Annotated in this window: 29 protein-coding genes; 15 read left to right on the top strand and 14 right to left on the bottom strand. The window is 72.8% G+C overall.

Annotation, left to right across the window (positions count from 1 at the left end; translation table 11 throughout):
• Positions 1 to 107 precede the first annotated feature (107 nt).
• Positions 108 to 902 carry a GyrI-like domain-containing protein gene (locus tag P3X83_RS29270; protein ID WP_277308489.1) on the top strand — a complete coding sequence of 265 codons (795 nt, stop codon included), beginning with the start codon at positions 108 to 110 and terminating at the stop codon, positions 900 to 902.
• Positions 902 to 1480, top strand: a complete 579-nt coding sequence (locus P3X83_RS29265) for a GyrI-like domain-containing protein (protein WP_277308488.1) — start codon at positions 902 to 904, stop codon at positions 1478 to 1480. Before P3X83_RS29270 ends, P3X83_RS29265 begins: the two co-directional genes overlap by 1 nt.
• Positions 1481 to 1504: 24 nt before the next feature.
• Here the strand turns inward: P3X83_RS29265 and map are convergent, their stop codons facing one another.
• Entirely contained in the window at positions 1505 to 2278 is a 774-nt protein-coding gene (map, locus tag P3X83_RS29260; RefSeq protein WP_277308487.1) for a type I methionyl aminopeptidase, read from the bottom strand.
• A gap of 64 nt (positions 2279 to 2342) precedes the next feature.
• Here map and P3X83_RS29255 point away from each other — a divergent pair, with 64 nt between their 5' ends.
• The 3 genes from P3X83_RS29255 (at position 2343) to P3X83_RS29245 (ending at position 4276) form a co-directional block, all read left to right on the top strand.
• Positions 2343 to 2597 carry a helix-turn-helix transcriptional regulator gene (locus tag P3X83_RS29255; protein WP_277308486.1) on the top strand — a complete coding sequence of 85 codons (255 nt, stop codon included), beginning with the start codon at positions 2343 to 2345 and terminating at the stop codon, positions 2595 to 2597.
• A 408-nt stretch (positions 2598 to 3005) separates the two neighbouring features.
• A complete protein-coding gene (gene erm / locus P3X83_RS29250; RefSeq protein ID WP_277308485.1) occupies positions 3006 to 3833 on the top strand; it encodes an ErmE/ErmH/ErmO/ErmR family 23S rRNA (adenine(2058)-N(6))-methyltransferase in 828 nt (275 codons plus the stop codon).
• Between the two features lie 104 nt (positions 3834 to 3937).
• Positions 3938 to 4276, top strand: a complete 339-nt coding sequence (locus tag P3X83_RS29245; RefSeq protein WP_277308484.1) for a hypothetical protein — start codon at positions 3938 to 3940, stop codon at positions 4274 to 4276.
• Between the two features lie 265 nt (positions 4277 to 4541).
• Here the strand turns inward: P3X83_RS29245 and P3X83_RS29240 are convergent, their stop codons facing one another.
• A complete protein-coding gene (locus P3X83_RS29240; RefSeq protein ID WP_277308483.1) occupies positions 4542 to 5288 on the bottom strand; it encodes an NAD(P)H-binding protein in 747 nt (248 codons plus the stop codon).
• Positions 5289 to 5369: 81 nt separating this feature from the next.
• Here P3X83_RS29240 and P3X83_RS29235 point away from each other — a divergent pair, with 81 nt between their 5' ends.
• Positions 5370 to 5843, top strand: coding sequence for an Rrf2 family transcriptional regulator (locus P3X83_RS29235; protein WP_277308482.1), 474 nt, complete (start codon positions 5370 to 5372; stop codon positions 5841 to 5843).
• A 104-nt stretch (positions 5844 to 5947) separates the two neighbouring features.
• On the opposite strand, the gene P3X83_RS29230 is transcribed toward P3X83_RS29235, so the two are convergent.
• A complete protein-coding gene (locus P3X83_RS29230; protein WP_277308481.1) occupies positions 5948 to 6421 on the bottom strand; it encodes an OsmC family protein in 474 nt (157 codons plus the stop codon).
• Positions 6422 to 6568: 147 nt separating this feature from the next.
• Here P3X83_RS29230 and P3X83_RS29225 point away from each other — a divergent pair, with 147 nt between their 5' ends.
• On the top strand, positions 6569 to 7654 hold the full coding sequence (locus P3X83_RS29225; RefSeq protein WP_277308480.1) for a tyrosine-type recombinase/integrase: 1086 nt from the start codon (positions 6569 to 6571) through the stop codon (positions 7652 to 7654).
• 14 nt (positions 7655 to 7668) lie between these two features.
• Here the strand turns inward: P3X83_RS29225 and P3X83_RS29220 are convergent, their stop codons facing one another.
• A complete protein-coding gene (locus tag P3X83_RS29220) occupies positions 7669 to 8019 on the bottom strand; it encodes a metalloregulator ArsR/SmtB family transcription factor (protein ID WP_277308479.1) in 351 nt (116 codons plus the stop codon).
• Between the two features lie 110 nt (positions 8020 to 8129).
• Here P3X83_RS29220 and P3X83_RS29215 point away from each other — a divergent pair, with 110 nt between their 5' ends.
• The 3 genes from P3X83_RS29215 to P3X83_RS29205 are packed head-to-tail and all read left to right on the top strand — an operon-like array spanning position 8130 to position 10799.
• Positions 8130 to 9068: an ABC transporter ATP-binding protein gene (locus P3X83_RS29215; RefSeq protein ID WP_277308478.1), complete on the top strand. Its 939-nt coding sequence runs from the start codon at positions 8130 to 8132 to the stop codon at positions 9066 to 9068.
• The gene (locus P3X83_RS29210) at positions 9068 to 9919 is read left to right on the top strand and encodes an ABC transporter permease (protein ID WP_277308476.1); all 852 of its coding nucleotides are present in this window, start codon (positions 9068 to 9070) and stop codon (positions 9917 to 9919) included. Before P3X83_RS29215 ends, P3X83_RS29210 begins: the two co-directional genes overlap by 1 nt.
• Before the next feature lie 52 nt (positions 9920 to 9971).
• A complete protein-coding gene (locus P3X83_RS29205; RefSeq protein ID WP_277308475.1) occupies positions 9972 to 10799 on the top strand; it encodes an ABC transporter permease in 828 nt (275 codons plus the stop codon).
• A gap of 25 nt (positions 10800 to 10824) precedes the next feature.
• Here P3X83_RS29205 and P3X83_RS29200 read toward each other — a convergent pair whose 3' ends face one another.
• Entirely contained in the window at positions 10825 to 11904 is a 1080-nt protein-coding gene (locus P3X83_RS29200; protein WP_277308474.1) for an aminotransferase class V-fold PLP-dependent enzyme, read from the bottom strand.
• Positions 11905 to 12058: 154 nt separating this feature from the next.
• Between P3X83_RS29200 and P3X83_RS29195 the strand changes: the two genes are divergently transcribed.
• A complete protein-coding gene (locus tag P3X83_RS29195) occupies positions 12059 to 13051 on the top strand; it encodes a radical SAM protein (RefSeq protein WP_277308473.1) in 993 nt (330 codons plus the stop codon).
• 42 nt (positions 13052 to 13093) lie between these two features.
• On the opposite strand, the gene P3X83_RS29190 is transcribed toward P3X83_RS29195, so the two are convergent.
• Complete coding sequence (locus tag P3X83_RS29190) at positions 13094 to 13615, bottom strand: DUF1203 domain-containing protein (RefSeq protein ID WP_277308472.1); 522 nt, start codon at positions 13613 to 13615, stop codon at positions 13094 to 13096.
• A gap of 205 nt (positions 13616 to 13820) precedes the next feature.
• Between P3X83_RS29190 and P3X83_RS29185 the strand changes: the two genes are divergently transcribed.
• Positions 13821 to 14351 (top strand): GNAT family N-acetyltransferase, encoded by a 531-nt coding sequence (locus P3X83_RS29185; RefSeq protein WP_277308471.1) that lies wholly within the window; start codon positions 13821 to 13823, stop codon positions 14349 to 14351.
• Between the two features lie 25 nt (positions 14352 to 14376).
• Here the strand turns inward: P3X83_RS29185 and P3X83_RS29180 are convergent, their stop codons facing one another.
• Complete coding sequence (locus P3X83_RS29180; protein ID WP_277308470.1) at positions 14377 to 15606, bottom strand: Ig-like domain-containing protein; 1230 nt, start codon at positions 15604 to 15606, stop codon at positions 14377 to 14379.
• 373 nt (positions 15607 to 15979) lie between these two features.
• Between P3X83_RS29180 and P3X83_RS29175 the strand changes: the two genes are divergently transcribed.
• Entirely contained in the window at positions 15980 to 16690 is a 711-nt protein-coding gene (locus tag P3X83_RS29175; RefSeq protein ID WP_277308469.1) for a type 1 glutamine amidotransferase domain-containing protein, read from the top strand.
• A 32-nt stretch (positions 16691 to 16722) separates the two neighbouring features.
• Here the strand turns inward: P3X83_RS29175 and P3X83_RS29170 are convergent, their stop codons facing one another.
• Positions 16723 to 18954: an ATP-dependent RecD-like DNA helicase gene (locus P3X83_RS29170; protein WP_277308468.1), complete on the bottom strand. Its 2232-nt coding sequence runs from the start codon at positions 18952 to 18954 to the stop codon at positions 16723 to 16725.
• A 95-nt stretch (positions 18955 to 19049) separates the two neighbouring features.
• Here P3X83_RS29170 and P3X83_RS29165 point away from each other — a divergent pair, with 95 nt between their 5' ends.
• The gene (locus P3X83_RS29165) at positions 19050 to 19253 is read left to right on the top strand and encodes a hypothetical protein (RefSeq protein ID WP_277308467.1); all 204 of its coding nucleotides are present in this window, start codon (positions 19050 to 19052) and stop codon (positions 19251 to 19253) included.
• Positions 19254 to 19267: 14 nt separating this feature from the next.
• Here P3X83_RS29165 and P3X83_RS29160 read toward each other — a convergent pair whose 3' ends face one another.
• The 6 genes from P3X83_RS29160 to P3X83_RS29135 all read right to left on the bottom strand — a co-directional run bounded on the left by P3X83_RS29160 (position 19268) and on the right by P3X83_RS29135 (position 24681).
• Positions 19268 to 19510, bottom strand: a complete 243-nt coding sequence (locus P3X83_RS29160) for a hypothetical protein (protein ID WP_277308465.1) — start codon at positions 19508 to 19510, stop codon at positions 19268 to 19270.
• Positions 19488 to 19943, bottom strand: a complete 456-nt coding sequence (locus P3X83_RS29155; protein WP_277308464.1) for a hypothetical protein — start codon at positions 19941 to 19943, stop codon at positions 19488 to 19490. Before P3X83_RS29155 ends, P3X83_RS29160 begins: the two co-directional genes overlap by 23 nt.
• 2 nt (positions 19944 to 19945) lie before the next feature.
• Positions 19946 to 21178, bottom strand: coding sequence for a hypothetical protein (locus P3X83_RS29150; RefSeq protein ID WP_277308463.1), 1233 nt, complete (start codon positions 21176 to 21178; stop codon positions 19946 to 19948).
• Positions 21179 to 21334: 156 nt separating this feature from the next.
• Entirely contained in the window at positions 21335 to 23506 is a 2172-nt protein-coding gene (locus P3X83_RS29145) for a hypothetical protein (protein WP_277308462.1), read from the bottom strand.
• 12 nt (positions 23507 to 23518) lie between these two features.
• A complete protein-coding gene (locus P3X83_RS29140) occupies positions 23519 to 24244 on the bottom strand; it encodes a hypothetical protein (protein ID WP_277308461.1) in 726 nt (241 codons plus the stop codon).
• Positions 24241 to 24681: a hypothetical protein gene (locus P3X83_RS29135; protein ID WP_277308460.1), complete on the bottom strand. Its 441-nt coding sequence runs from the start codon at positions 24679 to 24681 to the stop codon at positions 24241 to 24243. The genes P3X83_RS29140 and P3X83_RS29135 overlap by 4 nt, the downstream gene beginning before the upstream one ends.
• Positions 24682 to 25156: 475 nt before the next feature.
• Here P3X83_RS29135 and P3X83_RS29130 point away from each other — a divergent pair, with 475 nt between their 5' ends.
• A complete protein-coding gene (locus P3X83_RS29130; RefSeq protein WP_277308459.1) occupies positions 25157 to 25831 on the top strand; it encodes a GntR family transcriptional regulator in 675 nt (224 codons plus the stop codon).
• Positions 25832 to 26190: the final 359 nt, after the last annotated feature.

Below are 26190 nucleotides of genomic sequence, written 5' to 3'. Positions count from 1 at the left end.
GCGAGGATCGGCCCCGGCGGCCGGCCGTCGTCGTACCCGTGTGACCTGGACCACCTGGGCGGGCCCGGCTGGACTCTCCCATGGGGGCAGACCCCATGCTGGACTGTGTGAACGAGGACCTGCTGCCCATCGGGCGGTTCGCCCGGCTGACCCGTCTCAGCGTCAAACGGCTGCGCCACTACGCCGAGACGGGCCTGCTGCTACCCGCGTGGATCGACCCCGACACCGGCTACCGCTACTACCGCGCCGACCAGGCCCGTGACGCCTTGGCCATCGGGCTGTTGCGGTCGCTGGACGTGCCGCTGGCCGCGATCGGCCCCGTGCTGTCCGGCGGGGAACGCGCCGGTGAGGTCCTGTCCCGTGTCGGCGCCGATCTGGAGGCCGAACTCGACCGCCGCCGGCGCACCCTGGCCACGCTGCGCCGTGTCCTGTCGGAGGGGCTGCCCGCCGCCGACGTCGTCACCGTCACCGAACCGCCGCAGCGGGTCTGGCTCGCCCGGGGTGTCGCGCCCCGGCCCGAGGACATCGGGAAGGTCACCACCGAGCTGGTGGCCACTCTGGTGCCTCCCGGTATGCCGCCGCCCGCCGGGCCGCTGACCGGGTTGTTCCCCGCCGACATCGGTGAGAGCGTCCCGATCACGCTGGCCCGGCCGGAGAGCTGGGACGGCGAGCCGCCGCCGCGCACCGAACCTGGCGTCCTGCCCGGCGGGGTGTTCGCCTGTGCCACTCACATCGGCCCTTACCAGCATGTCTCGCTGACCGCGCACGCCTTGTTCGCCTGGTGCGCCACCCGTGGGCATCAGGGGACCGGCCCGGTCAGGGAGGTCTATCTGTCGGACCCGGCGGTCACCGAGCCCGGCCGTCTCATCACCCGCATAATGATCGAACTGGAGGACACGTGATGAATGCCGCAAACCCCTTGGAGAATGCCACGGACGGCTGGTACACGGCCGCCGACCAGCCGGAACTCGCCGAGTTCGGCCCGGTGAGCGGCCTTTGCGTCACCGGGCGCGGCGCACCCGGCGGCCCCGAGTACCAGCAGTGCGTGCGCGCCCTGTACGGCGTGGCCGCCGCCACCGGGCGGCCGCCCGCCGCGCTGGAGGGCCGCTGGTGGGTGGAGGACGACCGGCCGCCGCTGACCGTGCCCCGCGAGGAGTGGCACTGGCACCTGTTCCTGCGCCTGCCCGCCGGGTTTCCCCCGCAGGACGCCGACCGTGCCCGTGAGGCGGCCCGTCCGTCGGGTGCGACGGTGGATCGCGTCCAGTTCGTCACGTTCACCGAGGGAAGCTGCGTGCAGATGACCCACCACGGTTCGTTCGCCGACGAGGCGGCGTCGCTGGCCCGGATGGGGGAGTTCATGGCCGCGAACGGCCTGGTCCACGCGGGCACGCACCATGAGATCTATCTGACCGACCCTGTGCGGACGCCGCAGGACGCGCTGCGCACGATCCTGCGTCAGCCGGTCCGCCGCGTCGCCTGACAGCCGCTCGTCTCGGCCCGCCGGTCATGGCAGGGTGAGCACTCTCGGCCCGTCGTCGGTGACGGCCACGGTGTGCTCGACGTGCACCGCGCGGGCGCCGGGCGCCGCGCACAGTGACCATCCGTCGGAGGCGGTGTACTGGCGGCCGTCGCCGCCGGCGATGAACATGGGTTCGATGGCCAGGACCAGGCCGTGCCGGAGTGTCATTCCCCGGCCGGGGCGCCCCCGGTTGGGGACGTTCGGGTCTTCGTGCATACGGCGGCCGATGCCGTGCCCGCCGAAATCCTCCAGCATCTCGTAGCCGCCCGCGGCGGCGGTCCGCTGCACGGCGTGGCCGATGTCGCCGAGCCGTCCGCCGGGGACCATGGCCTTGGTGGCGGCGCGCAGGGCGTCTTCGGCGGCGGCGATGACGGCGGTGTCGGTGGGGGAGCCGGGGGCGGAGCCGACGGTGATGGTGATGGCGGAGTCGCCGGTCCAGCCGTCGAGGTGGGCGCCGCAGTCGATGCCCAGCAGGTCGCCTTCGCGCAGGCGTTGCTTTCCGGGGATGCCGTGCACGATGACGTGGTTGACCGAGGCGCAGATGACGCCGGGGAAGGGGGTGGGGGCGAAGTGCGGCCGGTAGCCGAGGAACGCGGGGGTGGCGCCGGATTCGCGGATGACGGTGTGGGCGGCGTCGTCGAGTTCGGACAGGCGGACGCCGGGGGCCGCGAGTGAGCGGGCGGCGGCCAGGGCGCGGGCCACGACGCGTCCGGCTTCGCGCATCGCGTCGATTTCGCCGTTCGTCTTTATCTCCACCATGTCCTGCTACCTCCGGCTTTCCAATACTTATACCGGTATTTCTATCACAGTGTAGGATCCACCCATGGTCCGCAACCCGCTCACCGAACCCGAACGCGACCGCGGCCGCCAGCTCGGCGCCCTGCTCCGCCAAGCCCGCGGCACCCGCAGCATCACCACCGTCGCCGCCGCAGCGGGCCTGTCCGCCGAAACCCTCCGCAAGATCGAGACCGGGCGCATCCCCACCCCCGCCTTCTTCACCGTCGCCGCCCTGGCCACCGCCCTCGGCATCTCCCTCGACGGCCTCGCCGCACTGTGCGGCCGCCGCGACGCCGCCTGACCCGGCCCCGCGGAAAACCGATTGCCCTCGCGTCCGGCCCTCGCTAACGTGGGCCGCATGTCCGCACCCTGCGCGGTGACCAGCGGCGCCATCCTGGCGACGCACATGGTCATCCGGCCACGCGTCGCCCGGGCCCTGGCCCGCTAGGACGCGACGCCCCGTCTTCCCGAGCGCTGCTTTTCCCGGCGCCTCTCCACGCGTGCCCGCACACGTCTTCCACGTGTGCCGTGCTCACGCGTGGCCGCGCGGACACCGGCACCGGTCCACCTCCACGCGCACCGTGACCTGCGGTGGCGCGTGAGCTGACCCGAGCCCCCGCACGTCACGGCCGTCGCCGTCCCCGATCGCGCGCCCTGGGCCCACCGAGACCCGAATCCCGTCTCTCGGACCCGAAAAGGCGATCCACCCGTGGCGCGACCCACCGCACGTACCCGAACCAGCACCAACCGCCCCAACCGTGACCGCGACGGCGGTCGTGGCAACAGGCGGCGGACGCTGTCGCAGAACTTCCTCACCGACCGCCGCGAGGTCGGCCGCATCCTGCGGGCCGCCCGGCTGCGGCCCGGCGGCCTCATCCTCGAACCCGGCCCGGGGGAGGGGGCCCTCACCTTCGCCCTTGCCGGGCACGGACCCGTCATCGCCTACGAACTCGACCCCGCGCTGGCGCGCCGCCTGGCCCGCCGTACCGGCGGGGACGACCGCATCACCGTCGTGGCCGGCGACTTCACCGAGGCCAGGCCGCCCGCCCGGCCGTTCGCCGTCGTGGGCAACATTCCCTACTCGGCCACCACCGCCATCGTCGCCTGGTGCCTGCGCGCGCCTCGTCTGACCTGCGCCACCCTGGTCACCCAGCTGGAGTACGCGCGCAAACGCACCGGCGACTACGGGCGGTGGAGCAAGACGACGGTCGCCTCCTGGCCCCGCCACACCTGGCACCTGGCCGGGCGCATCGACCGGCGCGGGTTCGACCCGGTGCCCTCGGTCGATTCGGCCATCCTGCACATCCGCCGCCGCCCGGCCGATCTGCTGCCGCCGGACGCGCTGGGCGAGTACCGCGAACTCGTCGAACTCGGGTTCAGCGGTGTCGGCGGGTCGCTGCGGGCCTCGTTGCGGCGGGCTCTTCCGCCGCGCCGGGTGGACGCGGCGCTGCGGCACGCGGGCGTGGAGCGGGACGCGATCGTCGCCTACGTTCACCCGGATCAGTGGGTGGCGTTGTTCGATCATCTGGCTGGGTGAGGGAGGGGCCGGATTCGCGCTACTTGACATAATGTTCATTATCGAGCATTGCGGAAAGGGGGGCGAACAGTGCTTATCGTCCCGGCGGGCGCGGTCGGCGTACGATGCCGTGCGAGCTGGTCGAGTTCTCCGTCATCGCCACCGTCGTCCTCATCGGGATCGGCGTGGCCGCCATCGGTGCGGCGACCTCGTACACCCCGAAGCCCGCGGGCCGGCCGCTTGGGCGTGCTGCCGCCGATCCCGCGCGAGATCCAGGAACAGGCCCGGGAGCTCAACGACCGCCCGGGCCGCAGGTCCACACGCTGGCCGAACGCGTGCGTGAGCTGAAGGCGGCCGGGCGCATCGAGCAGGCGATGTTCCTGGTCCGGGGTGAAACGGGCATGGGGTACGCGGAGGCGGCGGTGTTCGTGCAGTCGATCCAGCATGAACGGGACGCGGAGTGACCCGGCAAATCACCCCATTCTTGGCGATACCAGACAGAAGGTGGATTCTGTCTGGTATCGCTAGTGCTGCCCGGAGGGCGGTGGGCGGCGCGCGCCCGGACGGCGGGCGCGGCGGATACGCGCAGGTCACGGCGCTCGCCGGCCGGGCGCTCCGGCCGTCCCGCGTGCGGTGACATCACCGCATTCGGCCCTCTCCGGCGGGGCCGCTCCCCTGCCGCGCGGCCCCGCTGCGGGTGCCGCCGCTCCCCCGCTCGCCGGGCGTGGGTCAGGGGTGCTGGGTGGTGAGCCAGGCTTCGAAGGTGGTCGGGGCGATACGGGCGTCGTCGCCGGGGAGGAGGACATCGCCGGCCATCTCGGGGCCGAACAGGCCGGACCAGGTGGGGATGAGTTTGACGGTGTGGCCGCGGGCGTCGTTGGTGCGGCGGGCCATGTCGACGAGGTCCTGGGTGTCGGGGCCGGCGATGTCGGGGTGGCGGCTCTGGGGGTCGCCGGTGGCGATTTCGGCGAGTATAGCGGCGACGTCGGCGGGGGCGATGGGCTGGATGAGGAGTGGGGCGATGGGGGCGGCGCCGTCGTGTTCGGTCCAGGAGGCGACCATGGCGGCGAAGTCGTGGAACTGGGTGGCGGGGACGATGGTCCATGGGATGGGGCCGTCGGTGACGAGTTGTTCCTGGTGGCGTTTGCCGGCGTAGTGGGCGTTGCCTTCGACGCGGTGGACGCCGGCGATGGAGAGCAGGACGTGGTGGCGGACTCCGGCTCGCCGCCCGGCGGTGAGGAGGTTGCCGGTGGTGGTGCCGAAGTAGGCGATGGCCTCGCCGGGGTCGGTGGCGGCGGAGTTGGTGGTGTCTATGACGGCCTGGACTCCGGTGAGGGCGTTGTCGAGGCCCTCCCCCGTGGTGAGGTCGACGCCGAGTGTGCGGCTGATGGGTACGACTTCGTGTCCGTTGTCGCGTAGTGCGGTGGTGGTGAGGGCTCCGATGTTGCCGGTGGCGCCGGCGACGGCGATCCGCATGGTGTTTCCCCGTCCGTTTCCCTTGGTCGGAATGTATCTCGGACTATACACATCCGGAATGTCCCGGATAGTGTCGGGGATGTGAAGCTGCCTGTGAGTACCGAGTGGTTGTTGCATTGCGCCGCGTCGCTGGCGCAGTTGGATCCTGGTTCCTCGGCGTCGGCGGAGCAGCTCGCGCGGTATTTCGATCTGCCGGTGGCGTCGCTGGCCAAGCGGTTGCAGGTGCTGGTGCGGGCGGGGGTGCTGAGCGCGTCGACGGGGCCGCGGGGCGGGTTCCGGCTGGCCCGCCCGGCGGAGGAGATCACGTTGCTGCTGATCGTGGAGGCGGCGGACGGGGTGGCCTCGCCGTATGAGTGCCGGGAGATCCGGCGGCGGGGGCGGGGGGCGTTGCCCGCCGGGGAGTGTCTGAGCCCGTGTGTGCTGGCGGTGAGGATGGCCGAGGCGCATGAGGCGTGGCGGAGCAGTCTGGCGTCGGTGACGCTGGCGGGGATCCTCGCTTCGTTGCCCGCGTCGGCTCCGGCGCGTACCCGGTCGCTGCTGCTGGGGGCGTCGTAGCGGGGCTGTCCGTCAGGTGGTGCGGGGGGCCGGGTCGTCGGCGAGGGCCTCGGCGACGCGGCGGCGGTGCCGCTCCAGGGGGGCAGCCGGTCGCGAGCTGAGGGTCAGCCGGTCGCGACGTGGACGACCGGTTCGTGGCGGACGGGGAAGTTCACCGAGTTGGCGATGTAGCACCGCTCGGCGGCCGGGGCGTGCAGGGCGGCGGCCTTGTCCGTCATGCCGGGCGAGGCGACGGTGACGCGGGGCCGCAGCACGACCTCGGTGAAGCGCCCGCCGCCGGCGTCCTCGGACATGACGCCGAGGGCGTCGTCGGCGTAGGCGGTGACCACGACGCCGTCCACCGCGCACAGATGCAGGTACCACAGCATGTGGCACTGCGACAGGGCGGCGGTGAGCTGCTGCTCGGGATTCCAGCGGGCCGGGTTGCCGCGCGCCGCCGGATGGGAGGACGCCGGGATCGGCGGCGGCCCGTCGGCGGTGATCTGCGCGTCGCGGGAGTAGTCCCGGTAGGAACTCGTCCCTGTGCCCAGGTTCCCGGTCCAGGTGACCGTCACGTGGTAGTCGTGCGTGGTGCCCATGTGTGCCCGCTTTCGTGTTCGCCGCCGGTCCCGATCCGGTCCCGGGCCGGTTTCGATCGTAGGGGGCCGCTCCCCCGCCGTTCGCGCCGTGGCGGTGACTGTCGGTAGGTTGGCGGTCAGTCGCCGGAGAGGAGTCGTGGGGGATCCATGCGGCCCGCTGCGCTGAACCGCCTGACCGTGCAGGAGGCGGGCGACCGCTACGTGGAGCTGGTGCGCGCGCGCACGCTCACCGGCGGGCTGTCGCCGGCGACCGCCGAGGTCTACGCGCGTGACGTGGCCACGTTCGCCGACCTGGCGGGCGGCGGGCGGGTGCTGGACGACCTGGACGGCGCCGACGTGGACGCGGTGCTGCTGGCCTTCGCGCGAAAGCCGGACGGGCGGCGCGCCGTCCCGGAGGGGCGGGCGGCCCCGCAGGGGCCGGCGCAGAGCGCGTCCTCCCAGGCGCGGTTCCGGCGTTCGGTGTCGGCGATGTTCAAGCACGCGGTCCTGGCGGGGTGGGTGCAGGTCGATCCGATGACGGCGGCCACGGTGAGCGCGCGGGAGCGGGGCGGGCTGCGCGCCGAGCGGCGGGCGCTGACCAGGGAGCAGGCCACCGGGCTGATCGGGGCGGCCAGGCGGCTCGGCGAGGACGGCGGCGGCCCGGCCGGTGAGCGCGCCGCCCGCGACGGCGCCGCCGCGCGGCGCGACCAGCGGACCGAGGTCCGCGACGCGCTGGTGGTGCTGCTGCTGGCCACCGTCGGGCCCAGGGTGTCGGAACTGGTGCGGGCCAACGTGGAGGACTTTTACACCAACGACGGCGTGCGGTACTGGCGGATCTTCGGCAAGGGCGGGCGGACCCGCGACGTGCCGCTGCCCGGCGACGTGGCGCTGGTGCTGGACGCCTACCTGGCCGGTGAGCGGCGCGGCGGCGGCCCGGCCGTCGCCGCCGGTGAGGCGCTGCTGCTGTCGTGGCGGGGCAGGCGGCTGGCGCGCGGCGACGTGCAGGGGGTGATCGACCGGGTGCAGCGGCGGGTCGATCCGGCGCACCGCCGTACGGTGACCCCGCACGGGCTGCGGCATACCACGGCCACGCACCTGCTGGCCGACGCGGTGGACATGGACGCGGTGCGGCGGGTGCTGGGCCATGGCGACCTGTCCACGCTGGGGCGTTACCGCGACGAGCTGCCCGGCGAGCTGGAGGTGGCGATGCGTTCGCATCCGCTGCTGCGCGACCGCGACCGCGACCGGGGCTGAGGGGCTGAGGCGGGTCAGGGGGCGGGCGGGGCCCCGTGCAGGCGGCGCTCGCGTTTGCCTCGGGCGACCTCGGTGGCCAGTGCGTCCAGCCGGGGCGCCCAGAAGCGGCGGAAGTCCTCCAGCCAGGTGTCGGCCTCGCGCAGGCCGGTGGGGTCGACCGCGTACAGGCGGCGGGTGCCCTGGGCGCGGACGGTGGCGAAGCCGTGCTCGCGCAGGACCCGCAGGTGCTGGGACACGCCGGGCTGGGAGATGCCGAATTCCCGCTGGATGACGGCGCTGACCTCGCCCGCGGGCTGCTCACCGCCGGCCAGGAGTTCCAGTATCCTGCGGCGGACCGGGTCTCCCAGGACGTCGAAGGCGTGCACCCCGTCATTGTGTCGGCAATCACTTATATAAGTCAACGCTGAATAAGCCGGGGCGTGGTGTGGAAAACCTGTTGCGCCCCGGCGGGGCCCGCCCGTTAGGGTCGTTGACCATGCCGAATCCGCCCGAAGGCCCGCTCATCCACGCCGAAGGGCTGGTGAAGCGTTTCGGCGGCTTCACCGCCGTGGACGGCATCGACCTGTCGGTGCCGCGCGGCGAGGCGTTCGGGTTCCTGGGCCCCAACGGCGCGGGGAAGTCCTCCACGATGCGGATGATCGGCTGCGTGTCCATGCCGACCGCCGGGCGGCTGCGCATCCTGGGCATGGACCCCGCCGTGGACGGCAGCGCCATCCGCGCCCGCCTGGGCGTGTGCCCGCAACTGGACAACCTGGACCCCGAGCTGACCGTGCGGGAGAACCTGACCGGCTACGCCCGCTACTTCGGGCTGCCCCGCGCCGAGGCCCGCCGCCGCGCCGATGAGCTGCTGGAGTTCGTCCAGCTGTCCGAACGCGCCCGCAGCGAGGTCGAACCGCTGTCCGGCGGCATGAAACGCCGCCTGACCATCGCCCGCGCCCTGGTCAACGACCCCGACCTGGTGCTGCTGGACGAACCGACCACCGGCCTGGACCCCCAGGCCAGGCACCTGGTGTGGGAACGGCTGACCCGGCTCAAACGCCGCGGCGCGACCCTGGTGCTGACCACCCACTACATGGACGAGGCCGAGCAGCTCTGCGACCGGCTGGTCGTCATGGACGGCGGGCGCATCGTCGCCGAGGGCTCCCCCCGCGAGCTGATCGCCGCCCACAGCACCCCCGAGGTCGTCGAGTTGCGCTTCGGCGAGACCCGCCCCGCCGACGCCGCCGACCGGCTGGCCGGGATCGGCGAACGCGTCGACGAGCTGCCCGACCGGCTGCTGGTCTACACCGCCGACGGCGACGCCGCCGCCGCCGAGGTCCACCGGCGCGGCCTGGCCGCGGCCGGGGTGCTGATCCGCCGCTCCACCCTGGAGGACGTCTTCCTGCATCTGACCGGCCGGACGCTGGTCGACTGATGACACCGGAGCAGACCGCCCGGGCTTCGCCCGGGGAACGGGACGCGGGCGCGGGGACGCCCGCCGCGCGGCCCGTGCCCGTGACGGTGAGCGCGCGGCTGCGGACGCTGGCGGTCCTGGAACGCAACCTGACCGTCTACCGGCGGGTGTGGCGGGCCTCGGCGTTCTCGATGTTCATGCTGCCGGTGCTGTTCCTGGCCGGGTTCGGCCTGGGCGTGGGCCGCTACGTGCCCGCGCTGGACGGCGTGCCCTACCTGGACTGGATCGTGCCCGGTGTGCTGGCCTCCGCGGCCTTCCAGATCGCCGTCAGCGAGTCGACCTACCCGGTGTTCGGCGACTTCAACAGGGTGCGGTCCTACCACGCGATGCGCGCCACCCCCGTCGAGCCCGGCGACATGGTCCGCGGCTGGCTGGCCTACCTGCTCATCCGCGCCGGGCTCGCCGTGCCGGCGTTCCTGGCCGTGGCCGCGCTGTTCGGGGCGCTGCGCTCCCCGTGGGCGGCGATCACCCCGCTGGTGTGCGCGCTGCTGACCGTGGCGGTCGCCGCGCCGGTGACGGCCCTGGCCGCGACGATCGGCCACGAGCAGTACTTCGCGTTGGTGTTCCGGTTCGGGATGCTCCCGATGACGCTGTTCTCCGGCGTGTTCTTCCCGGTGGACCGGCTCCCGGCGGCGGCCGTACCGCTGGCCTACCTCTCACCGCTGTGGCACGCGGTGGAACTGTGCCGCGCGGCGACGCTCGGCGGGTCGCCGCCGTGGCCCGCCGCCGTCCACGTCGCCTACCTGGCGGCGCTGGCCGCGGCCGGGACGTACCTGGCCGTGCGCGCTTTCGGGCGGCGGCTGTGCGACTAGAGGCGCGACCAGAGGGGCGACCAGTCGATCAGAGGGGGGACCGGAGCCGCTGATGCTCACCACGATGCTGACCGCACGGGCGGCCCGGGCCGCCCGGATGGCATGGCCGTCGCACCGCCGCGTCGGGGCCGTGCTGGCGCGCAACGTCGGCGCGCTGCGCTCGGGCCCCTACTACTGGCTGGTGGTGGTATCGGGGTTCTTCGAGCCGCTGCTGTACCTGCTGTCCATCGGGGTGGGCGTCGGCGCGCTGGTCGGCGGCATGCCGATGGGCGACGGCCGCACCGTGGACTACGCGGCCTACGTGGCCCCCGCGATGGTCGCGGTGGCCGCCATGTCCGGGGCGCTGTCGGAGACGACGTACAACTTCTTCTTCAAGATGCGCTACGCCAAGACGCTGGAGGCGGTGCTGGCCACCCCGGTCCGGCCGATGGAGGTCGCCTTGGGCGAACTGCTGTGGGCGGTGACCCGGGGCGCGTTCTACACGGTGATGTTCCTGGTGGTGATGGTCGCGCTGGGACTGTGCGGCCCGGCCGCGGCCGCCGCCGCGCTGCCCGGCGCCGTGCTCGTCGGCGTCGCGTTCGCCGCCGCCGGGCTGGCCGTCTCCACGCTGCTGCGCGGCTGGCAGGACTTCGACCTGATCGCCGTGGTGCAGTTCACCCTGTTCCTGTTCTCCGGCGCGTTCTCCCCCGTGGCCGACTACCCGCCGGTGTTCGCGACGCTGGTGACGCTCACCCCGCTGTACCACGGGGTGGAACTGGTGCGGGGCCTGGTGCTGGGCGGCGGCGGCCCGCTGTGGGGGCACGCCGCCTACCTGGCGGTCATGTCCGCCGCCGGGCTGTGGTTCGCCGCGCGGCGGCTGGGACGGCGGTTGCTGCCCTGACACGCCTCCGGCGCGAGGGGGCTGCTCAGGGGCGGCCGGTGAGCGCGGCGGCGGCCCGGTCGGCGTCATCGGAGTCGTTGTACAGGTGGAAGGCGACCCGCACCCGGCCCGCGCGGACGGCGGCGCGGATCCCCGCCTCGGCCAGGCGCCGCTCGGCCTGGTCGCCGCCGTCGGCGGTGACGATGGCGCTGCCGGTGGGCGGCAGGCCCAGCGCGGCCGAGAACCGCGCCGCCAGCGCCGTGTCGTGGTCGTGGATCGCGCGCACCCCGATCCGGTTGATCAGCTCCATCGCGGTGGCCGCGCCGACCTGGCTGAACCATGCCGGGGAGGCGTCGAACGCCCGCGCGCCCGGGGCCAGGCGCAGCGGCGGCCCGTAGAAGGAACCGCCCTCATCGGCTCCGGCGTACCAGCCGGCCGCGATCGGGCGCGTCACCTGCCGTGCCCGCGGCGACAGGTAGGTGTAGGCCGCGCCGCGCGGGGCCATCAGCCACTTGTAGGCGGCGCAGGTGAGCACGTCGAAACGGGTGGCCGACACCGGTAGCCAGCCGCACGCCTGGGTGGCGTCGGTGACGGTCAGCGCGTCGTGGGCGCGGGCGGCGGCCAGGATGTCGTCGGCGGGGGCGATCTCGCCGGTGGCCGACTGTACCAGGCTGAACGCCACCAGGCGGGTGCGGGCGGTGACCTCCTCGGCCAGGCGGGCCATCGGCGCGGTCCGCAGCCGCGCCGAGACCGCCCAGGGGAACAGGTTGGAGGTGAACTCCTCGGCCGGGACCAGGACCTCGGCGTCCGGCGGCAGGGAGGCGGCGACCACCGACAGGGCCTGGGCGACGCCGGTGCCGACTGCGACGTCGGCGGCGTCGGCTCCGACGAGGGCGGCGAACGCGTCGCGGGCGCGGCCGGTGGCGGCGTCCCACGCGCGCCAGTCGGTGGAGCCGTGGCGCCACTGGTCGATGACGGTGTTCAGGTCCTGTACGGCGGGGCGCGGCGGCAGGCCGTAGCTGGCGGTGTTGAGCCAGCCGGGGTCGGCGTCCCACAGGTCGCGGGCCCGCGCGAGCGGCAGCGGCGCGCCCCGTGCGTCCCCGGGGTCGTCAGAAGGCGGCGGCATGGGGCCGGGAGGGTCGGGAAGGGCGGGGCGGGCGCGACACGGTCGGGACATCCTCCCGGTTCGGAACATGGACTTCCCTTCCACGTTACCGGCCGCCCGCCGACGCGCGTGAAACGCTTGCAACCCCAGTCGAATGCGTGTTCCACTTGACCTCATGCGTTGGGATGCGCCGCCGCTCGTGGCCGCCTCGGACGGGCCTTCGGCCCCGCCCCTGCCGCGCGGCGCGGTGGTGCGGGCGGGGCCCGAGGGCACCAGTTTCGTCGAGGTGCAGGCCAGGACACTGCTGGAACGCGTGGGCCGTGACACCGAGCCCTTGGAGGAGTGGGGCATCAGCCCCTACCGGGGCTGCGCGTCGGCGTGCCGCTACTGCTCCGGGCGCGGCGCGCACCGGCGGCTCGGCATGGACGCCGGGGAGTCCTTCGAGACGCGGATCGTGGTGCGGCCCAACGCCGTGCGGCGGCTGCGGGTGGAACTGGCCGCCCCCGGCTGGCGGGGCGAACCGGTCGCGGTCGGCGTCGGCGGCGACTGCTACCAGCCGGCCGAGGAACGCTACCGGCTGATGCCCGGCCTGCTCGGGGTGCTGGCCGAGGCTCGCAACCCGTTCACGGTCTACACCAAGCGGCCGCTCGTCGCCCGTGACGCCGACCTGCTGGCCCAGGCCGCGGGCGAGGCGGGCGGCCGGGTCGCGATGTCGATCGCGTTCGTCGACGAGCAGGTGCGCCGGGCGGTGGAGCCGGGCGCGCCGAGCCCGCAGCGGCGGCTTGAGGTGATCGCCGCGCTGGCCGCGCGGGGGGTGCCGTGCGCGGTGACGATGGCGCCGATCCTGCCGTGCCTGACCGACGGGGCCGACCAGTTGGAGGCGACGGTGCGGCGCATCGCGGCCAGCGGCGCCACCGAGGTGCTGCCGCTGGTGCTGCGGCTGCCGCCGGGGGCGCGCGAGTGGTTCTGGGCCTGGGTGGGCGAGCGCCACCCGCGGCTGCTGCCCCGCTACGCCGAGCTGTACGCCGGCGGCCCCGACGCCGACCCCGCCTACCGGGAGCGGATCATCACCCAGGTGCGCCGCCTGGCCGCGGCCTTCGGGCTGCGCGACGCAGGTCCGCTGGTCCCCGCGCCGCGTCCCCGGGCGCACCAGCTCGCACTGGTGTAGCCGGCCCTTCCCCTTGGACGCGGCGCGGCAGGGGCGCGGGGGTCAGGGCGCGCGGCGCGCCTCGAACAGGAAACAGCCGAATTCGACGGCCCGCACGTGGACGACCGCCACCCGGGGGTCGGCGAACCGCCCGGCCAGCAGGCCGGTGGCCGTCCGCGGGTCGGTGGTGAGGTGCCCTGCGGCCAGGTGACCGCCCAGGATCCTGCCATCGGCGCCGTAGGTGCGGAGCACGCGCAGTTCACCGCCCATCTTGGGCGGGAAGCCCGGCTCGGACGGCGGGCCGGGGCACGGCCCGGCGTGCACGAACACCGGCCCGACCTCGTCGTAGGCCCCCGGATCCGCCCCGGTCTCCCGCGCCCAGCGGCGCAGCGGCGCGTAGGAGACCAGCGCGATCTCCTCCCCAGGGACACTGCGCCCGAGGCAGCACCGCAACGGGCTGCCACCATCGGCGCAGACCATCGGCCGAGGCTCCCGACCTGCGTCGTCCCGGCGCAGCAACCCGGCGACGACCTCGGGCTCGATGGCCCGGATCACGATCGCGGCAGAAGCGATATCAGTGGTCATACCCCCATCCTGGGCGCGCCCCCGCCCTCGGTACCGGCGGAAATCGGCCCCGTCATCACCCTGCCCGTCATCACCCTGCCCGGCGGCCCCGCCGCCCGCGCGGCCGCCGCATCTCATACAGCGGGCACACCCGCGACGGCCTGCGGCGCGCGGCCGGACGGGCCTGGGCGCCCGTGTGCGGGGGCCCGGACGTAGGATCCCGGCGATGAGGATTCGGCTGGGTGGGCTGGGGGACGTGCCGGCGGTGCTGGGCATGTTCGACGGGGCGGTGGAGTGGCTGGCCGCGCGGGGCCGTGAACGGCAGTGGGGCGCGGTGCCGTTCTCCGCGCAGGCCGGGCGGATCGAGACGGTCAGCGGCTGGGCCGCCGGGGGCGGCATGCGCATCGCGGAGCTGGACGGCAGGCCCGCCGGCTGCATGGTGCTGGGCGGCCCCGTGCGCTACGTCGAACCCGCTGAGGAGCCGGAGCTGTACGTTCAGGGGCTGGTGACCGACCGCCGCTTCGCGGGCCGGGGTGTGGGCGGGGCGCTGCTGTCCCGCGCCGCCGAGGAGGCCGCGGCCGGTGGGGCGGGCCTGCTGCGGGTGGACTGCTACGCGGGCGGCGACGGGCGGCTGGTGCGCTACTACGAGGAGCAGGGCTTCACCCGAGCCGAGCCGTTCAGCGTCGGCGGATGGCCCGGCCAGGTGCTGCAGCGGCGCGTCGTCCCCGCCGGGTGCGCGTCAGGCCGTCCGGTCTGACGCGCAACGCCGCGGTGAGCCGCGGTCAGGAAAGGGCGCTGCCCTTCTTCCACTCCTTGAACGACATCTGCCAGAAGCCCCAGCCGTTGTTCCACTCAAGGTTCCGGTTGGTGCCGGTGACGACGACCACGTCGCCGCGCTGGAAGTTGTCGTAGAACCACTTGGCCTGGTCGGGGCGGGCGTTGACGCAGCCGTGGCTGACGTTCTGGCGGCCCTGGGCCCAGACGTTGTTCTTGGCGTGGACGTACTCCCCGGAGTTGGAGATCCGCACCGCATGGTTGATCATGACGTCGTAGTACTCGGGGTCGTCCTTCTCGCGGCCGGGAGAGATCATCCGGACCGGATTGGCGCGCTCCATCGTCAGGTGGACGCCGGTGGTGGTCGTGTATTCGCGGGTGGTGGCCTTGCCCGCGCTGATCAGCATGGACTTGACGGTCTTGCCGTCCCGTTTGACCTTCATGGTCTTCTTGCGGGTGTCGACGGTGCTGATGACCTTGGCGCCGATGTTGATGGTCTTGGTGATGTCCTTGACGCCGTACATGTCGGCGGCGCCGCGGATGCCGGTCAGCCGGGCGTTGAAGGTGACCTTCTGGTGGGCGGGCCAGTACTTGGCGGTGCGGTAGATCACCTGGGTGTCGGTGATCCAGCGCCAGGCGCCCTCGACCGGCTTCTCCGCCTCGACCTCCAGGGCCTTCTCCACCGCGCGCCGGTCGCCGACGGCCTGGTTGAAGGTGACGATGATCGGCGCCCCCACGCCGACCTTCTCGCCCTTCAGGCTGGGTGTGACGTCGGCGACGGCCAGTTCCCGCGCCGGCTTGAGCGTGCTGAACCGGCTGGTCAGCCGCGCCGGTCCGCCCGCGCCCTGCGCGGTCGCGGTGACGGTGTAGGTGGTGGACGGCTGGAGCCGCTCCTTGGACACCCAGCGGGCCTTGGCGGCGTCGAACCGGCCCTCGACCGGCTCGCCGGGCTGGGCGGTGGCGCCCGCCTTGCCGGGGGCCGCGGCCGTGACGGTGACGTCCTGCAGCTCCCCGCCCGCGCTGGTGACCACGATCCGTTTGTCCGGCCTGACCTTCTTGGCGCCCTGGGCCGGAGTGACCTGAATGGTCGGCGCCGGCGGGGCGGGCTTCTCGGCGGAGGCCGGGTTCGCGTTGTTCTGCCCGGCGGCTCCACCAGAGCAGGACGCGGTCAGTACGACGCTCGCCGCCGCCGCCAGTCCCGCCAGCGGCCCCTTCCAGCGGCGATCAAAGTTCTGCACAGCTATCTCCCCCAGTACAGCAAAACACAACTAAAACCCTAGTGGGGTTTGAGCCCGGATTAGCCACATTTTCGTCGGACGGCCCACATTTGGTCCTGGGCTGTGGTAGATCTTCCCCCTTGCCGGGCTAAGCTCCGCGTCAAGGGACCGGGCCCCCCTTCATTGACGCTTCAACCAGTGCAAAGGTTCACAGGGCACGCCGAAGCCCTCGGAAGCGGTGCGGATCTGGGCGTGGACGGGCACATCCGGCGTACGTGAATCGTCAGGGCGTGTCGCAGCGCGGTGCGCGGGTAGGGGCGGGGGACGTTGCCGGCGGCGCCGCCGCGCTGCGGCGGGGACCGCGAATCCAGATCAAGGACGTCGAGGTACGGCCATGTCCCCGAGCGAGAGAATCCTGATCATCGTCACCAACACCGCCGAGTACGAGAACGCCGGCTACCGCACCGGCCTGTGGCTCGGCGAGCTCACCCACTTCTACGACTACGCCGAGCAGGCCGGGATCGGCATGGACCTCGCCAGCCCGCGCGGCGGATTCGTCCCGATCGACCCCGAGAGCCTGGCCCGCGACGTCCTGAACGACCTGGGCACCGGACGGCGCTACGCCGACCGGGCGTTCATGGACCTGCTGGACCGCACCAGACCGCTCGGCGCCGTCGACGCCGACGCCTACCGGGGGATCTACCTGACCGGCGGCCACGGCGTGATGTTCGACTTCCGGCACGACCCCGCGCTCAACGCGCTGATCACGCGCATGGACCAGGGCGGCCGCGTCGTGTCGGCCGTCTGCCACGGCCCCGCCGGGCTGCTCGACGCCACCCGCGAGGGCGGGGAACCGTTCGTGCGCGGCAGGGAGGTCACCGGCTTCTCCTGGCGTGAGGAGGAACTCGCCGGACGCGACCGCGTCGTGCCGTTCAGCCTGCAGGAGGAGCTGAAGGCGCGCGGCGGGAGCTACAGCACCGCCGGCGAGCCGTTCGGCGCCCACGTGGTCCAGGACGGCAACCTGATCACCGGGCAGAACCCCGGCAGCGCCAGGGGCGTCGCCGAGGCCGTGGTCCGCCAGGTCAAGGCCACCGTGCCCGCCTGAACCGTGCCCGCCTGAACGGACCAGGCCCGCTCTCAGGGGGTCTGGGTCAGCCGATGGGTCAGCCCGGTGTGACGGCGGCCCGCGCCCTTGGTGCGCACCGCCTGGGCCAGCGCCCGCCGCGACCCGACCAGCACCACCAGCCGCTTGGCGCGGGTGACCGCCGTGTAAAGCAGGTTGCGCTGCAGCATCATCCACGCCGACGTGGACAGCGGCACCACCACCGCCGGATACTCGCTGCCCTGGGAACGGTGGATGGACACCGCGTAGGCGTGGGCAAGCTCGTCCAGCTCGTCGAAGGCGTAGTCGACGCTCTCGTCCTCGTCGGTGCGCACCGTCATGCCGTGGTCGTCGGGACGGATGTCGGTCACCACGCCCACGGTGCCGTTGAACACCCCGGCCACGCCCTTCTCGTAGTTGTTGCGCAACTGGGTGACCTTGTCGCCGACGCGGAACACCCGCCCGCCGTAACGCCGCTCCGGCATGCCCTCCCGCGCCGGGGTCAGCGCCTCCTGCAACGCCGCGTTCAGCGCCCCCGCCCCGGCCGCGCCCCGGTGCATCGGCGCCAGCACCTGCACGTCGCGCCGCGCGTCCAGGCCGAACCGGCGCGGGATGCGCCGCGCCACCACGTCCACGGTCAGCGCCGCGATCTCCTCGGCGTCGTCGCAGGGGAACAGGAAGAAGTCGGTCATCCCCTCCAGCGCGGGCGCCAGGCCCGTGTTGATCCGGTGCGCGTTGGTCACCACCCCCGACTGCTGGGCCTGGCGGAAGATCCGCGTCAGCCGCACCCGGGGAACCGGCTCGGCGGCCAGCAGGTCGCGCAGCACCTCACCGGCGCCCACCGAGGGAAGCTGGTCCACATCGCCCACCAGCAGCAGATGCGCCCCCGGCGCGACCGCCTTGACCAGCTTGTTGGCCAGCAGCAGGTCCAGCATGGAGGCCTCGTCGACGACCACCAGGTCGGCGTCCAGCGGATTGTCCCGGTCGAAGGAGGCGTCCCCACCGGGACGCAACTGCAGCAGCCGGTGCACCGTGGTCGCCTCGTGACCGGTCAGCTCCGCCAGCCGCTTGGCCGCGCGGCCGGTCGGCGCGGCCAGGATCACCTTGGCCTTCTTGGCGCGGGCCAGCGTCACGATGGAGCGCACCGTGAACGACTTTCCGCACCCCGGGCCGCCGGTCAGCACCGCGACCCTGGACGTCAGCGCCAGCCGTACCGCCTGGGCCTGCTCCTCGGCCAGGTCGTGACCGGTGCGCGTGCGCAGCCACTCCAGCGCGCGATCCCAGTCCACGTGCGCGAACGCGGCCAGCCGGTCACGGCCGGTGCGCAGCAGCCCGCCCAGGGAGGCGGCCAGCGAGCACTCGGCCCGGTGGAAGGGCACCAGGTACACCGCGGGGACCGGCCCCCGCTCGGTGGGGACGTCCTCGCGGATCACGCCCTCCTCGGCCGCCAGCTCCTCAAGGCAGGACGCCACCGGCCCGGCCTCCACCCCGAGGATCTTGACGGCGTCGCCGACCAGGTTGGGCGCGGGCAGGAAACAGTGCCCGTCGTCGGCCGCCTGCGACAGCGTGTAGCGCAGGCCCGCCTTGATCCGCTCGGGGCTGTCATGCGGGATGCCGACCGCCTGGGCGATGGTGTCGGCGGTCTTGAAACCGATCCCCCACACGTCGTCGGCCAGCCGGTACGGCTCGGATCGCACCACGTCGATGGACGAATCGCCGTACTGCTTGAAGATCCGCACCGCGATGGAGGTGGACACCCCCACCCCCTGCAGGAACACCATCACCTCCTTGATGACCTTCTGCTCCTCCCAGGCGGCGGCGATCATCTTGGTGCGCTTGGGCCCCAGGCCGGGCACCTCCACCAGGCGGCCCGGCTCCTTTTCGATGACGTCGAGCGTGCCGGTGCCGAAATGCCCGACGATCCGCTCGGCCATCTTCGGGCCGATGCCCTTGATCAGCCCCGAGCCGAGATACCGCTGGATGCCCTGCACCGTGGCCGGCAGCACCGTCAGGTAGGACCACACCTCGAACTGGCGGCCGTAACGGGGATGGGAGGTCCACCGGCCGGTCAGCCGCAGCGACTCCCCCACCTGCGCGCCCAGCAGCGGCCCCACCACCGTCAGCAGATCATCGCCGCCACGCTCGGTGGCCACCCGAGCGATCGTGTAACCGGTCTCCTCGTTGGCGTAGGTGACACGTTCCAGGACCCCGTGGATAGTACTAGCGAGGTTACCAGCGGCCCCGTCGCGGGAGGCGTGCTCTGCCATGCCCGCATTAAAGCAGGGCTCGCAGACAAGGAGGCCCTGAGTCAGGCCATCCCCAAGTCGCGTGCAAATCGTTTGTTTGCGTGCAAAATAGGGTGATGACCACCCGAGACCAGGCCCTTGCCGCAGCAGGGCGCATCCTCGCCGAAGCCCGCACCCGCCGTGACGCGCTGAGTCCCCTGGAGGCCGCCCGGCTCGCGCACGAGCCTGGCGGCCCGTCGATCGAGGAACTGGCCGAGCGCATCCGTTCCGCGCGACAGCGCGCCGCCAGAGCGGCAACCAGAAGCAACCGAGCGGCCTGACGTAAGCGCTATTGCTAGCATAGAATGCCTGCCTCGTGGAGCAGCGCCTCCCACGACGACCGGCGCCGTGACATCAGCGGCACCTGGTCCATGTCGAGCAGCAGCCGCGCCTGAAGCTCAGCGAGCCGCAGGTGCAGCATGCCAATGGCCGTGGCGGTGCGCGCTCGTTCGCTTTCTCCCCTCTCGAAGGCGTCCAGCGCCACTGCGGCCATCGCGCGGGCGGTTCGCAGGTCATCAGCGGCCGTGTCCCGTCCCATCGGCGCACCCCCCGTCGTACTCACCGGACAGCAGGTCGTCGAGCGCGTCGTCCCAATCGCCGACCTCCTGACGCTTCTCGCCCGGCAGCAGGCCCGCGACGCAGGCGGTGAACATCTGATGCGCCTGGCGTCGCATCCGCCACAGCCTCTCGTCGGGGAAGCGCACCAGCAGCCACTCGCCGCTGGGCTGGATGACCGTCCCCGCGTGCGAGACGGTCTGCCGCGCTGCCACCTCCAAGGTCCGCCAGGGCAGGCTCATCACGCCGCCCGGCAGACCGGGGTGCCCCACGCTGGCCACCAGCGGGTCGGCGGTGCTGTAGGCGAGGTGCCCGATCACGAACTCCTCGCCGCTCGGCTCCCGCCACATTGGTAGTGGCGTCCAGACGGACCTCGCGTGCCGCCGCAGGCCGTGAGACCGCGCGTTGAAACGCATGATCATTCTTCCTTCCTAGTCGATCCGTTGACTCCGGCGATCAGCCGGGCCGCCACGGGTTCCCGCTTCCATGCCGTGAAATACCGGCGGGCCGTCGAGCCGCCCACGCCGGTGGCGCGGGTCAGCTCAGGGGCGTCCGGGACGTGTCCCGCTTCGATCTGCTCGTCCCAGTACCGCCGCGCTCGCTCTCGTCCGTCCGAGCGGCGCCCACCACCGCTCGGTGAGCGCTCCGGTAGCCGCTGACCGGCACCCGCCGAGCGCCCGTCAGCCCCTCGCGAGAGGCGCTCAGAGCGCTCGACAGGTTGGTCCTGCGGGCGCTCCTCATGTTCGTGCTGAGCGCTCAGCCACGGCGGGCGGGGGGTGTGGTCGAGCGCCCGGCGAGCGCCCAACAGCACATCGAGCCGAGCGCTCAGGTCCGCTTGGCGGTCGGGGTTGGTGGCGAAGTCCGAGCGCTCGACCAGAAGGCGGAACGCCCGGTCGACGCCCAGCAGTGCGCGCTCGCGCCGCCACGTGGTGAGCGCCCACTGGCGCTCGGTGCGGGCGCTCAGCCGCCAGGCACGGTGCACGGCCACCGCCGTACGCGCCACCAGGTGGTGAGCGCTCGCCTCCGAAGCCGAGCGCTCAGAGGGATCAGCGAGTCCGAGACGCACCGCGAGCCGCTCGGGCGTGAGCCGCCAGTGCACCCGCGAGCGTCGCGCGCCGGTGATGTGAGCGCTCGTCGCCGACAGTCCCCGTTCCCATAACCAGGCCGCCGCGAGCGGTGGCACGAGCCGGAAGGCGGCACCGGCGAGCGTGTCGGCGTCGGTGGCGGCGAAGAAGCCCGACACGGCAGCGAACACCCACACGGCGACCCCGTCCGCTCCGGCGGAGGGAGGCTGGAACCTCTCACCCGACGCGTACGCCTGGGCGGTGCGGCAAATGTTGTCGCGGGCGCGCACGGTGGAGGCGAGCATGGCGACCTCGATGAAACCGAACAGCAGCAGGGCCGCCGCCGATGGCATGGCGAGTTTGTCGAGGAAGAACAGCAGCATGCCCTGGGCGGCGGTGCCCTGGGCGAGCACCGCGCCCAGGAAGGTCCACCGGTCGGCCCAGGTGAAGCGGCGGGCGAGACGCCAAGCCGCCCAGCTCGCGCCGCCCAGCAGGGCGAGCGCGGCTCCGGTCGCGACGGCGGCGAGCCGCCAGTCACGGGTCAGGGCGAGCATCAAGCCCTCGGCCCACTCCCCCATGGCGATCACCGGTGGTCACCTCCTTTCGACCGGGATCCGACCGCGCCGGGCAAGGCAAATGCGACCGCGATGCGACCGTGCGGCCGAAACGGTCGCGTCCCTGCCAGGCATATCTGCCGCCTGGCCGTTGCACCCGCGCGAGGGGCGGGCAGCGGGCCGGCCTGGTCACGCTGCGTCGTCGGCACGGTCGCCGCCACCTTTCTCAAGATCGTCTTGATCGTTGATGTCGCGCGCCAGCCGGTCGGCTTCGGCCAGCGCGTCGCGCAGCCTGGTGCCGTCCACGCCCCGGCACACCAGCCAGCGGGTGGCGCGGCTGCGCCCTTCGCGTCTCAGCACGCCGAGGGTCTCGGCGAGGTTGAGCCGCTCTCCCAGCCATGTGCGCCCGCGACCGGTGCGCTCGATCAGCTCGGCCCGCGAGCGGCCGGCCCGCGCCGCCTCCAAGGCCACGGCCAGTGCTTCAAGGGCCGGATCGTCCAGCGGCGTGACCGGCCGGGCTGCCGGTTCGGCGAAGCCGTGGCCGAACAGGTCGCAAAGCTGTGCCTCCAGCGCGGCCAGCTCGGGCGTGAGCGGCCGGAGGGACGGCTGGCGCTCGGCGGTGCCCGCCGTCGCGGCCACCGCAGCGGGCTGTGTGCCGGGCGTGAGGCGGCCGACCGGGTCGACCGCGCGGGTGGGCAGCCACTCGGCGAGCTTGGGCGCGATGCCCTGCCACCGGTTGGGCCACCACTCCCCCAGCAGGCGGGTGGTGTAGCCGTCCGGCAGGCATAGCCGGTCGTGGTTGCTCAGCGCCCACTCGTGAACGGCGAGCGGCTTGGCGTCATACCCCTGGATCGGGATGCTGGAGGCGGTGCCGTCGCGATGGAAGAACCGGCCAGGAGACTGGAGCGAGCTGACGTCCAGCGTCGCGTAGTCGTCCAGGAGGAACTCCCCCGACGCCCTGCTGTCCTCGTGGAACACGCGCGCGTGATGGAGCTGGCGCCGCAGGGCGGTGGCCGAGTCGGTGCCGTTTTGCGGCATGCCCTGGGCGGACATGTCTTGTCCGGCCAGGTGCATCGACACACCGAAGGCGCGGCCGAGCATGGCGATGGTGTGGGCGGCCGAGGCGGCGGCCTGCCAGTGCGGGTTGAGATGGGGTGAGAAGACCATCCGCATCTCGTCGATGAGCAGGATGAGCGCGGGGCTGCCTTCGCGGGCGACCAGCACCCGGTCGCCACGCCGCTGGAGTGCGCCGCGTGAGCCGGGTTCGACGCACAATCCGGCGAGCGATCCCAGCATGGCCGTGGTGTCGGCGGCGGTGGTGGTGTAGGCGGCGGCGAGGGGAGCGAGCGGCGCGAAGTCGAGTGTGCCCTTCAAATCGGCCACCAGCAGCACGGCGTTGCCGGACGTGATGCCCGCTGCGGCCACGCCGGCGCCGACGACGATCTGATGCACGGTCTTGCCGAAGCCGGTCTTGCCGGACACCGCGCCGTGGCGCACGCCGCCCTCGGTGGTGGCCAGCAACAGGCCGCGCAGCGTGCCGTCCTCGCCGACGCCGATGGGCAGCGGCTCCAGGATGGAGGCGGGCACCAGGTCAGGACTCCACGGGATCGGCTTGCCGTCGCGCGGCTGACCGACCTGGAAGTGCATCACCGCCTGCCCGGCGTTGACGGGCACCTCGACCACCTGGCGCAGCATGCCGACCGGCAGGCCGAGCCGGGCCGCGATCTGCGTGCGGGCGCCATCCAGTTCCCGCACCGGCCGCCGGGTCTCCACGGTGAGGGTGAATCGGGCGTCGGTGAGGATGTCGTCGCGGATCACGCGCAGATCGGGGAAGCCGATGGCCCCGGCCGCGCCGGTCAGCCGCCGAGCCACGTCCTCGATGACGTCGCGTAGCGGGTGGCGGGGCGGGGCGACCGGAGGCGGCGGCGGGGGCGGGCGCAACCGGCGGGCGACGTGCTGGCGGGCGAAAACCGCCGCCGTGGCCCCGGCCAGCCACGCGGCGGTAAGGGGCCAGGTCGGACCGGTCAAGGCCAGCGTCAGGCACCAGGTGCCCGCCAGGGCGGCGCATCCGGTGCGGTACACCTGGCGCGGCATCGCGACCTCGCGGATGCGGCCCACCAGGTAGACCGTCGCTGTCACCGCTGCGGCGGCCGATACGGCGATCGGCCACGGCCAGGCCGTGACGCGTGCGGCCAGGGCGGCTATGGCTATGAGCGCGGCGGTGTAACCGGGGGCGAGCAGGCGGCGGTGCCGCCAGCCCTGCGCAAGCAGCCACCGCACGCCACGCGCGGGGGTGGCCAGCACCGGCGGGCACTTCCACAGCGGCCCCTCCTCGGTGGAGGGGGCGCGCGTGGTGCTCATCGGGCAGATCTCCTATTCGTCGTTGAGGCGGGGATGGGTGGTGCCGAGCGCGGCGTCTTCCAGTGCTCCGCGATATCGGCCGATAGCGGTCTGAGCGGTCTCCGTGCCCTGCAGGGAGGCGGTGTGCAGGGCTGCCTGCATGGCGGCGAAGGTGTCCAGCACCATCGGGTCGTGCCGGGCGTCCACCATGCGGGCGTGCACGGTGCGCATGCTGGTGCTGACGTGCGCCAGGATCGTGGCGTAGGCCAGCAGGTGCGCGACCGGGTTGCGGATGTCGCGTCCGTGGCGGATAAGGGACAGCGTGGTGAGGCTGTCGGCAATGGCGGTCACCAGGCCGAACATCGCACCGGCCGCGGGCGGGGTCGCCGCCGGGCCGTGCACGGCGTCGGTCACCGAGGGAAGCGGCGATGACGGGCGCGGCTGCTCGGCGGATGGCGCGGCCCCCGTCTTTTCGCGGACGGGCTCGGGCGTCGGGGCGGATGGCCTGGGGGCGGCCGGGGCCGATACGTGCGGGGTGGGCGGTGTGGAGGCGGCCCCGTCCGCGCCCTTGCGGGCCGCCTCCACACCGGTCCGCACCCGCTGGACGGCGCGGGTGACAACCGTCCGGCTATGCCCCCAGCCCCGCGTCACCATCTCGGGCACGGACGTTTCGTCCCGGCGGGCATGCCGGAAGGCAAGGAAGCACGGCAGGGCGATGCCGATCAGCAGCAGTGCGACCCATAGCGGCGAAGCGCTCATCCGTGCATCACCGCCATGCGGACGTTCTGCACCGTCTGCACGTACTCCCGGTGCGGAACCTGTGCCTCGCCGTTGGCCGCGCCCAGCAGGGCCAGGAACACCAGAGGGGTCGCGACGGCGGCCAGGTAGCTGAAGTTGTCGGGGCGGGCGCTCTTACGCACTTCGTAGATCACGGCGACGCCCAGCCAGCCGAAGGAGACGGCCAGCACCAGGCCGACGAGTGCGCCGATCAGGTCACCGCTGGCCATCCACGCCCCCAAGGCGGCGGCCTGCGCGCCAAGGGGCGTGGCGGCGAGGAGGATCGCCCCCGCGAGGAAGGCCAGCACGACGATGGTGGACAGCACGCCCGCGCCGAGGGACTTGCCGTGCGGGCGGATACCGGCGAGCGCGAGAGCCCCGCCGAGGAGCAGGCCGCTGGACCAATACAGCCAGCTCATGCGAGCCGCCAACTGACATAAGCGTTTGCGCTTACGCCACAGCGGATCATAGGGGCGACAGGTGTCGTGTCGGGCATCCCGGTTGTCCTTTCGCGATGGTGGACCGGGGTGGTAAGGGCTCACCCGGTGGCAACCGGAGCGAGCCTGTGAGCAGGTCGCGAATCAGCCGAAATGCGGGCGGTGTGTGATACTGGGCCTGTCTCCGTGCGCCAGCGGCGCCGTGGTGAGGCTGGTCCCATCGGGTGGGGCTATCAGGGCGGCTCTGGCTTACGTCGGGGTCGCCCTTCGCGTTGCGGCGCGAGGATCGGCTGATCCTCAGTTATCTAGAAAACTGGTGATTTCTGGGCAGCATGCATCGCGACGAGGGGAGGTGTCAACCCGATTGGGCGGGCGTCAGGAGCGGGACAGAGATCATGACGGGCGATACCCTCAGCTCACAGCACCTTTGACCCGTACCACCCGCCAGGAGCCGCCCGTGGCCGCCGACGTCCGCTATCGGCAGATCGCCGACGAACTGCGTGAGGCGATCGACCAGGGCGAGTGGCGACCGGATGATCTGCTTCCGCCTGGCGAGGAACTGATGCGGCGCTTCAGCGTGTCCAGAGGCACACTGGCGGCGGCCGTGCGCGTCCTGCGCGAGGAGGGTCTGGTGAGCCGCGCGGCTCGGCGGGGACGTCTGGTGGTGCTGGATCAGCGCGTGGTCACCGTGAGCATGGGGCCCGACGAGCTGGCCTGGGAGCGGGCCTGTCGCCACCAGGGGATCGCCGGCACGATGACGTTGCTGTCCGAGCAGGTGATCCCGGCCTCGCACGAGGTGGCCGCCGCACTGGGGATCATCTCGGGACAGCCGGTGGTGCATCGCCGCCGCCGGGCACTTTTGGAGGGGGCGCCGGTGATGCTGGAGGAGGCGTTCTCGCCCGCAGAGCCCGAAGCCGAAACGCCAGAGGGTTCGGACGCCCTGTCGGTCGAGTGGACGGCCGCCGCGCGCACGGCGGGCGCGGATGAGGCGGCGGCGCTGCGCGTCCAGCGGGGCGGCCCCATCCTTCGGGCCGAGCGGATCACGCGTGATGGCCAGGGACGGCCGGTCGAGCTGCTGCGGCGCGTGACCAACGGCCGCCGGGTCCGGGTCGCACACCTGATCATCGACTGAATCGGATACCTGGGCTCTGACGTGCACGCATCCAAGCTCATCATGCGACGTAAGCAAAAAGGCTTGCTTTGCGCGCATAACGTCGAGTAGCGTTCGTTTTGTTCAAATCGTTCACTCCGCTCGGTTCGCCGGGCTCGGCGTGGGCGCGGGTCGAATGACGTCGGTTATCTCCATTCACAGGAAAACGAACCCGGCGTCGCCTCCACATCCGTGCCCACGCCCAGCCCGGCGAACGGGCAGCGCGGTGGGATGCGGTGAGAACACGGGTCGAACGTTCGTCGGTTATCGCCTTGTAAGCGAGTGGTTGCTGGTTCGAGTCCAGCCTGGGCCTTGCCCCGGTAGCTCAATCGGCAGAGCGC

Origin of the sequence: Spongiactinospora sp. TRM90649, assembly GCF_029382225.1 — a bacterium.
Classification (GTDB): domain Bacteria; phylum Actinomycetota; class Actinomycetes; order Streptosporangiales; family Streptosporangiaceae; genus Spongiactinospora.
Note: the sequence above shows the minus strand (reverse complement) of the source record. Positions and strands in the feature narration are given on the sequence as shown.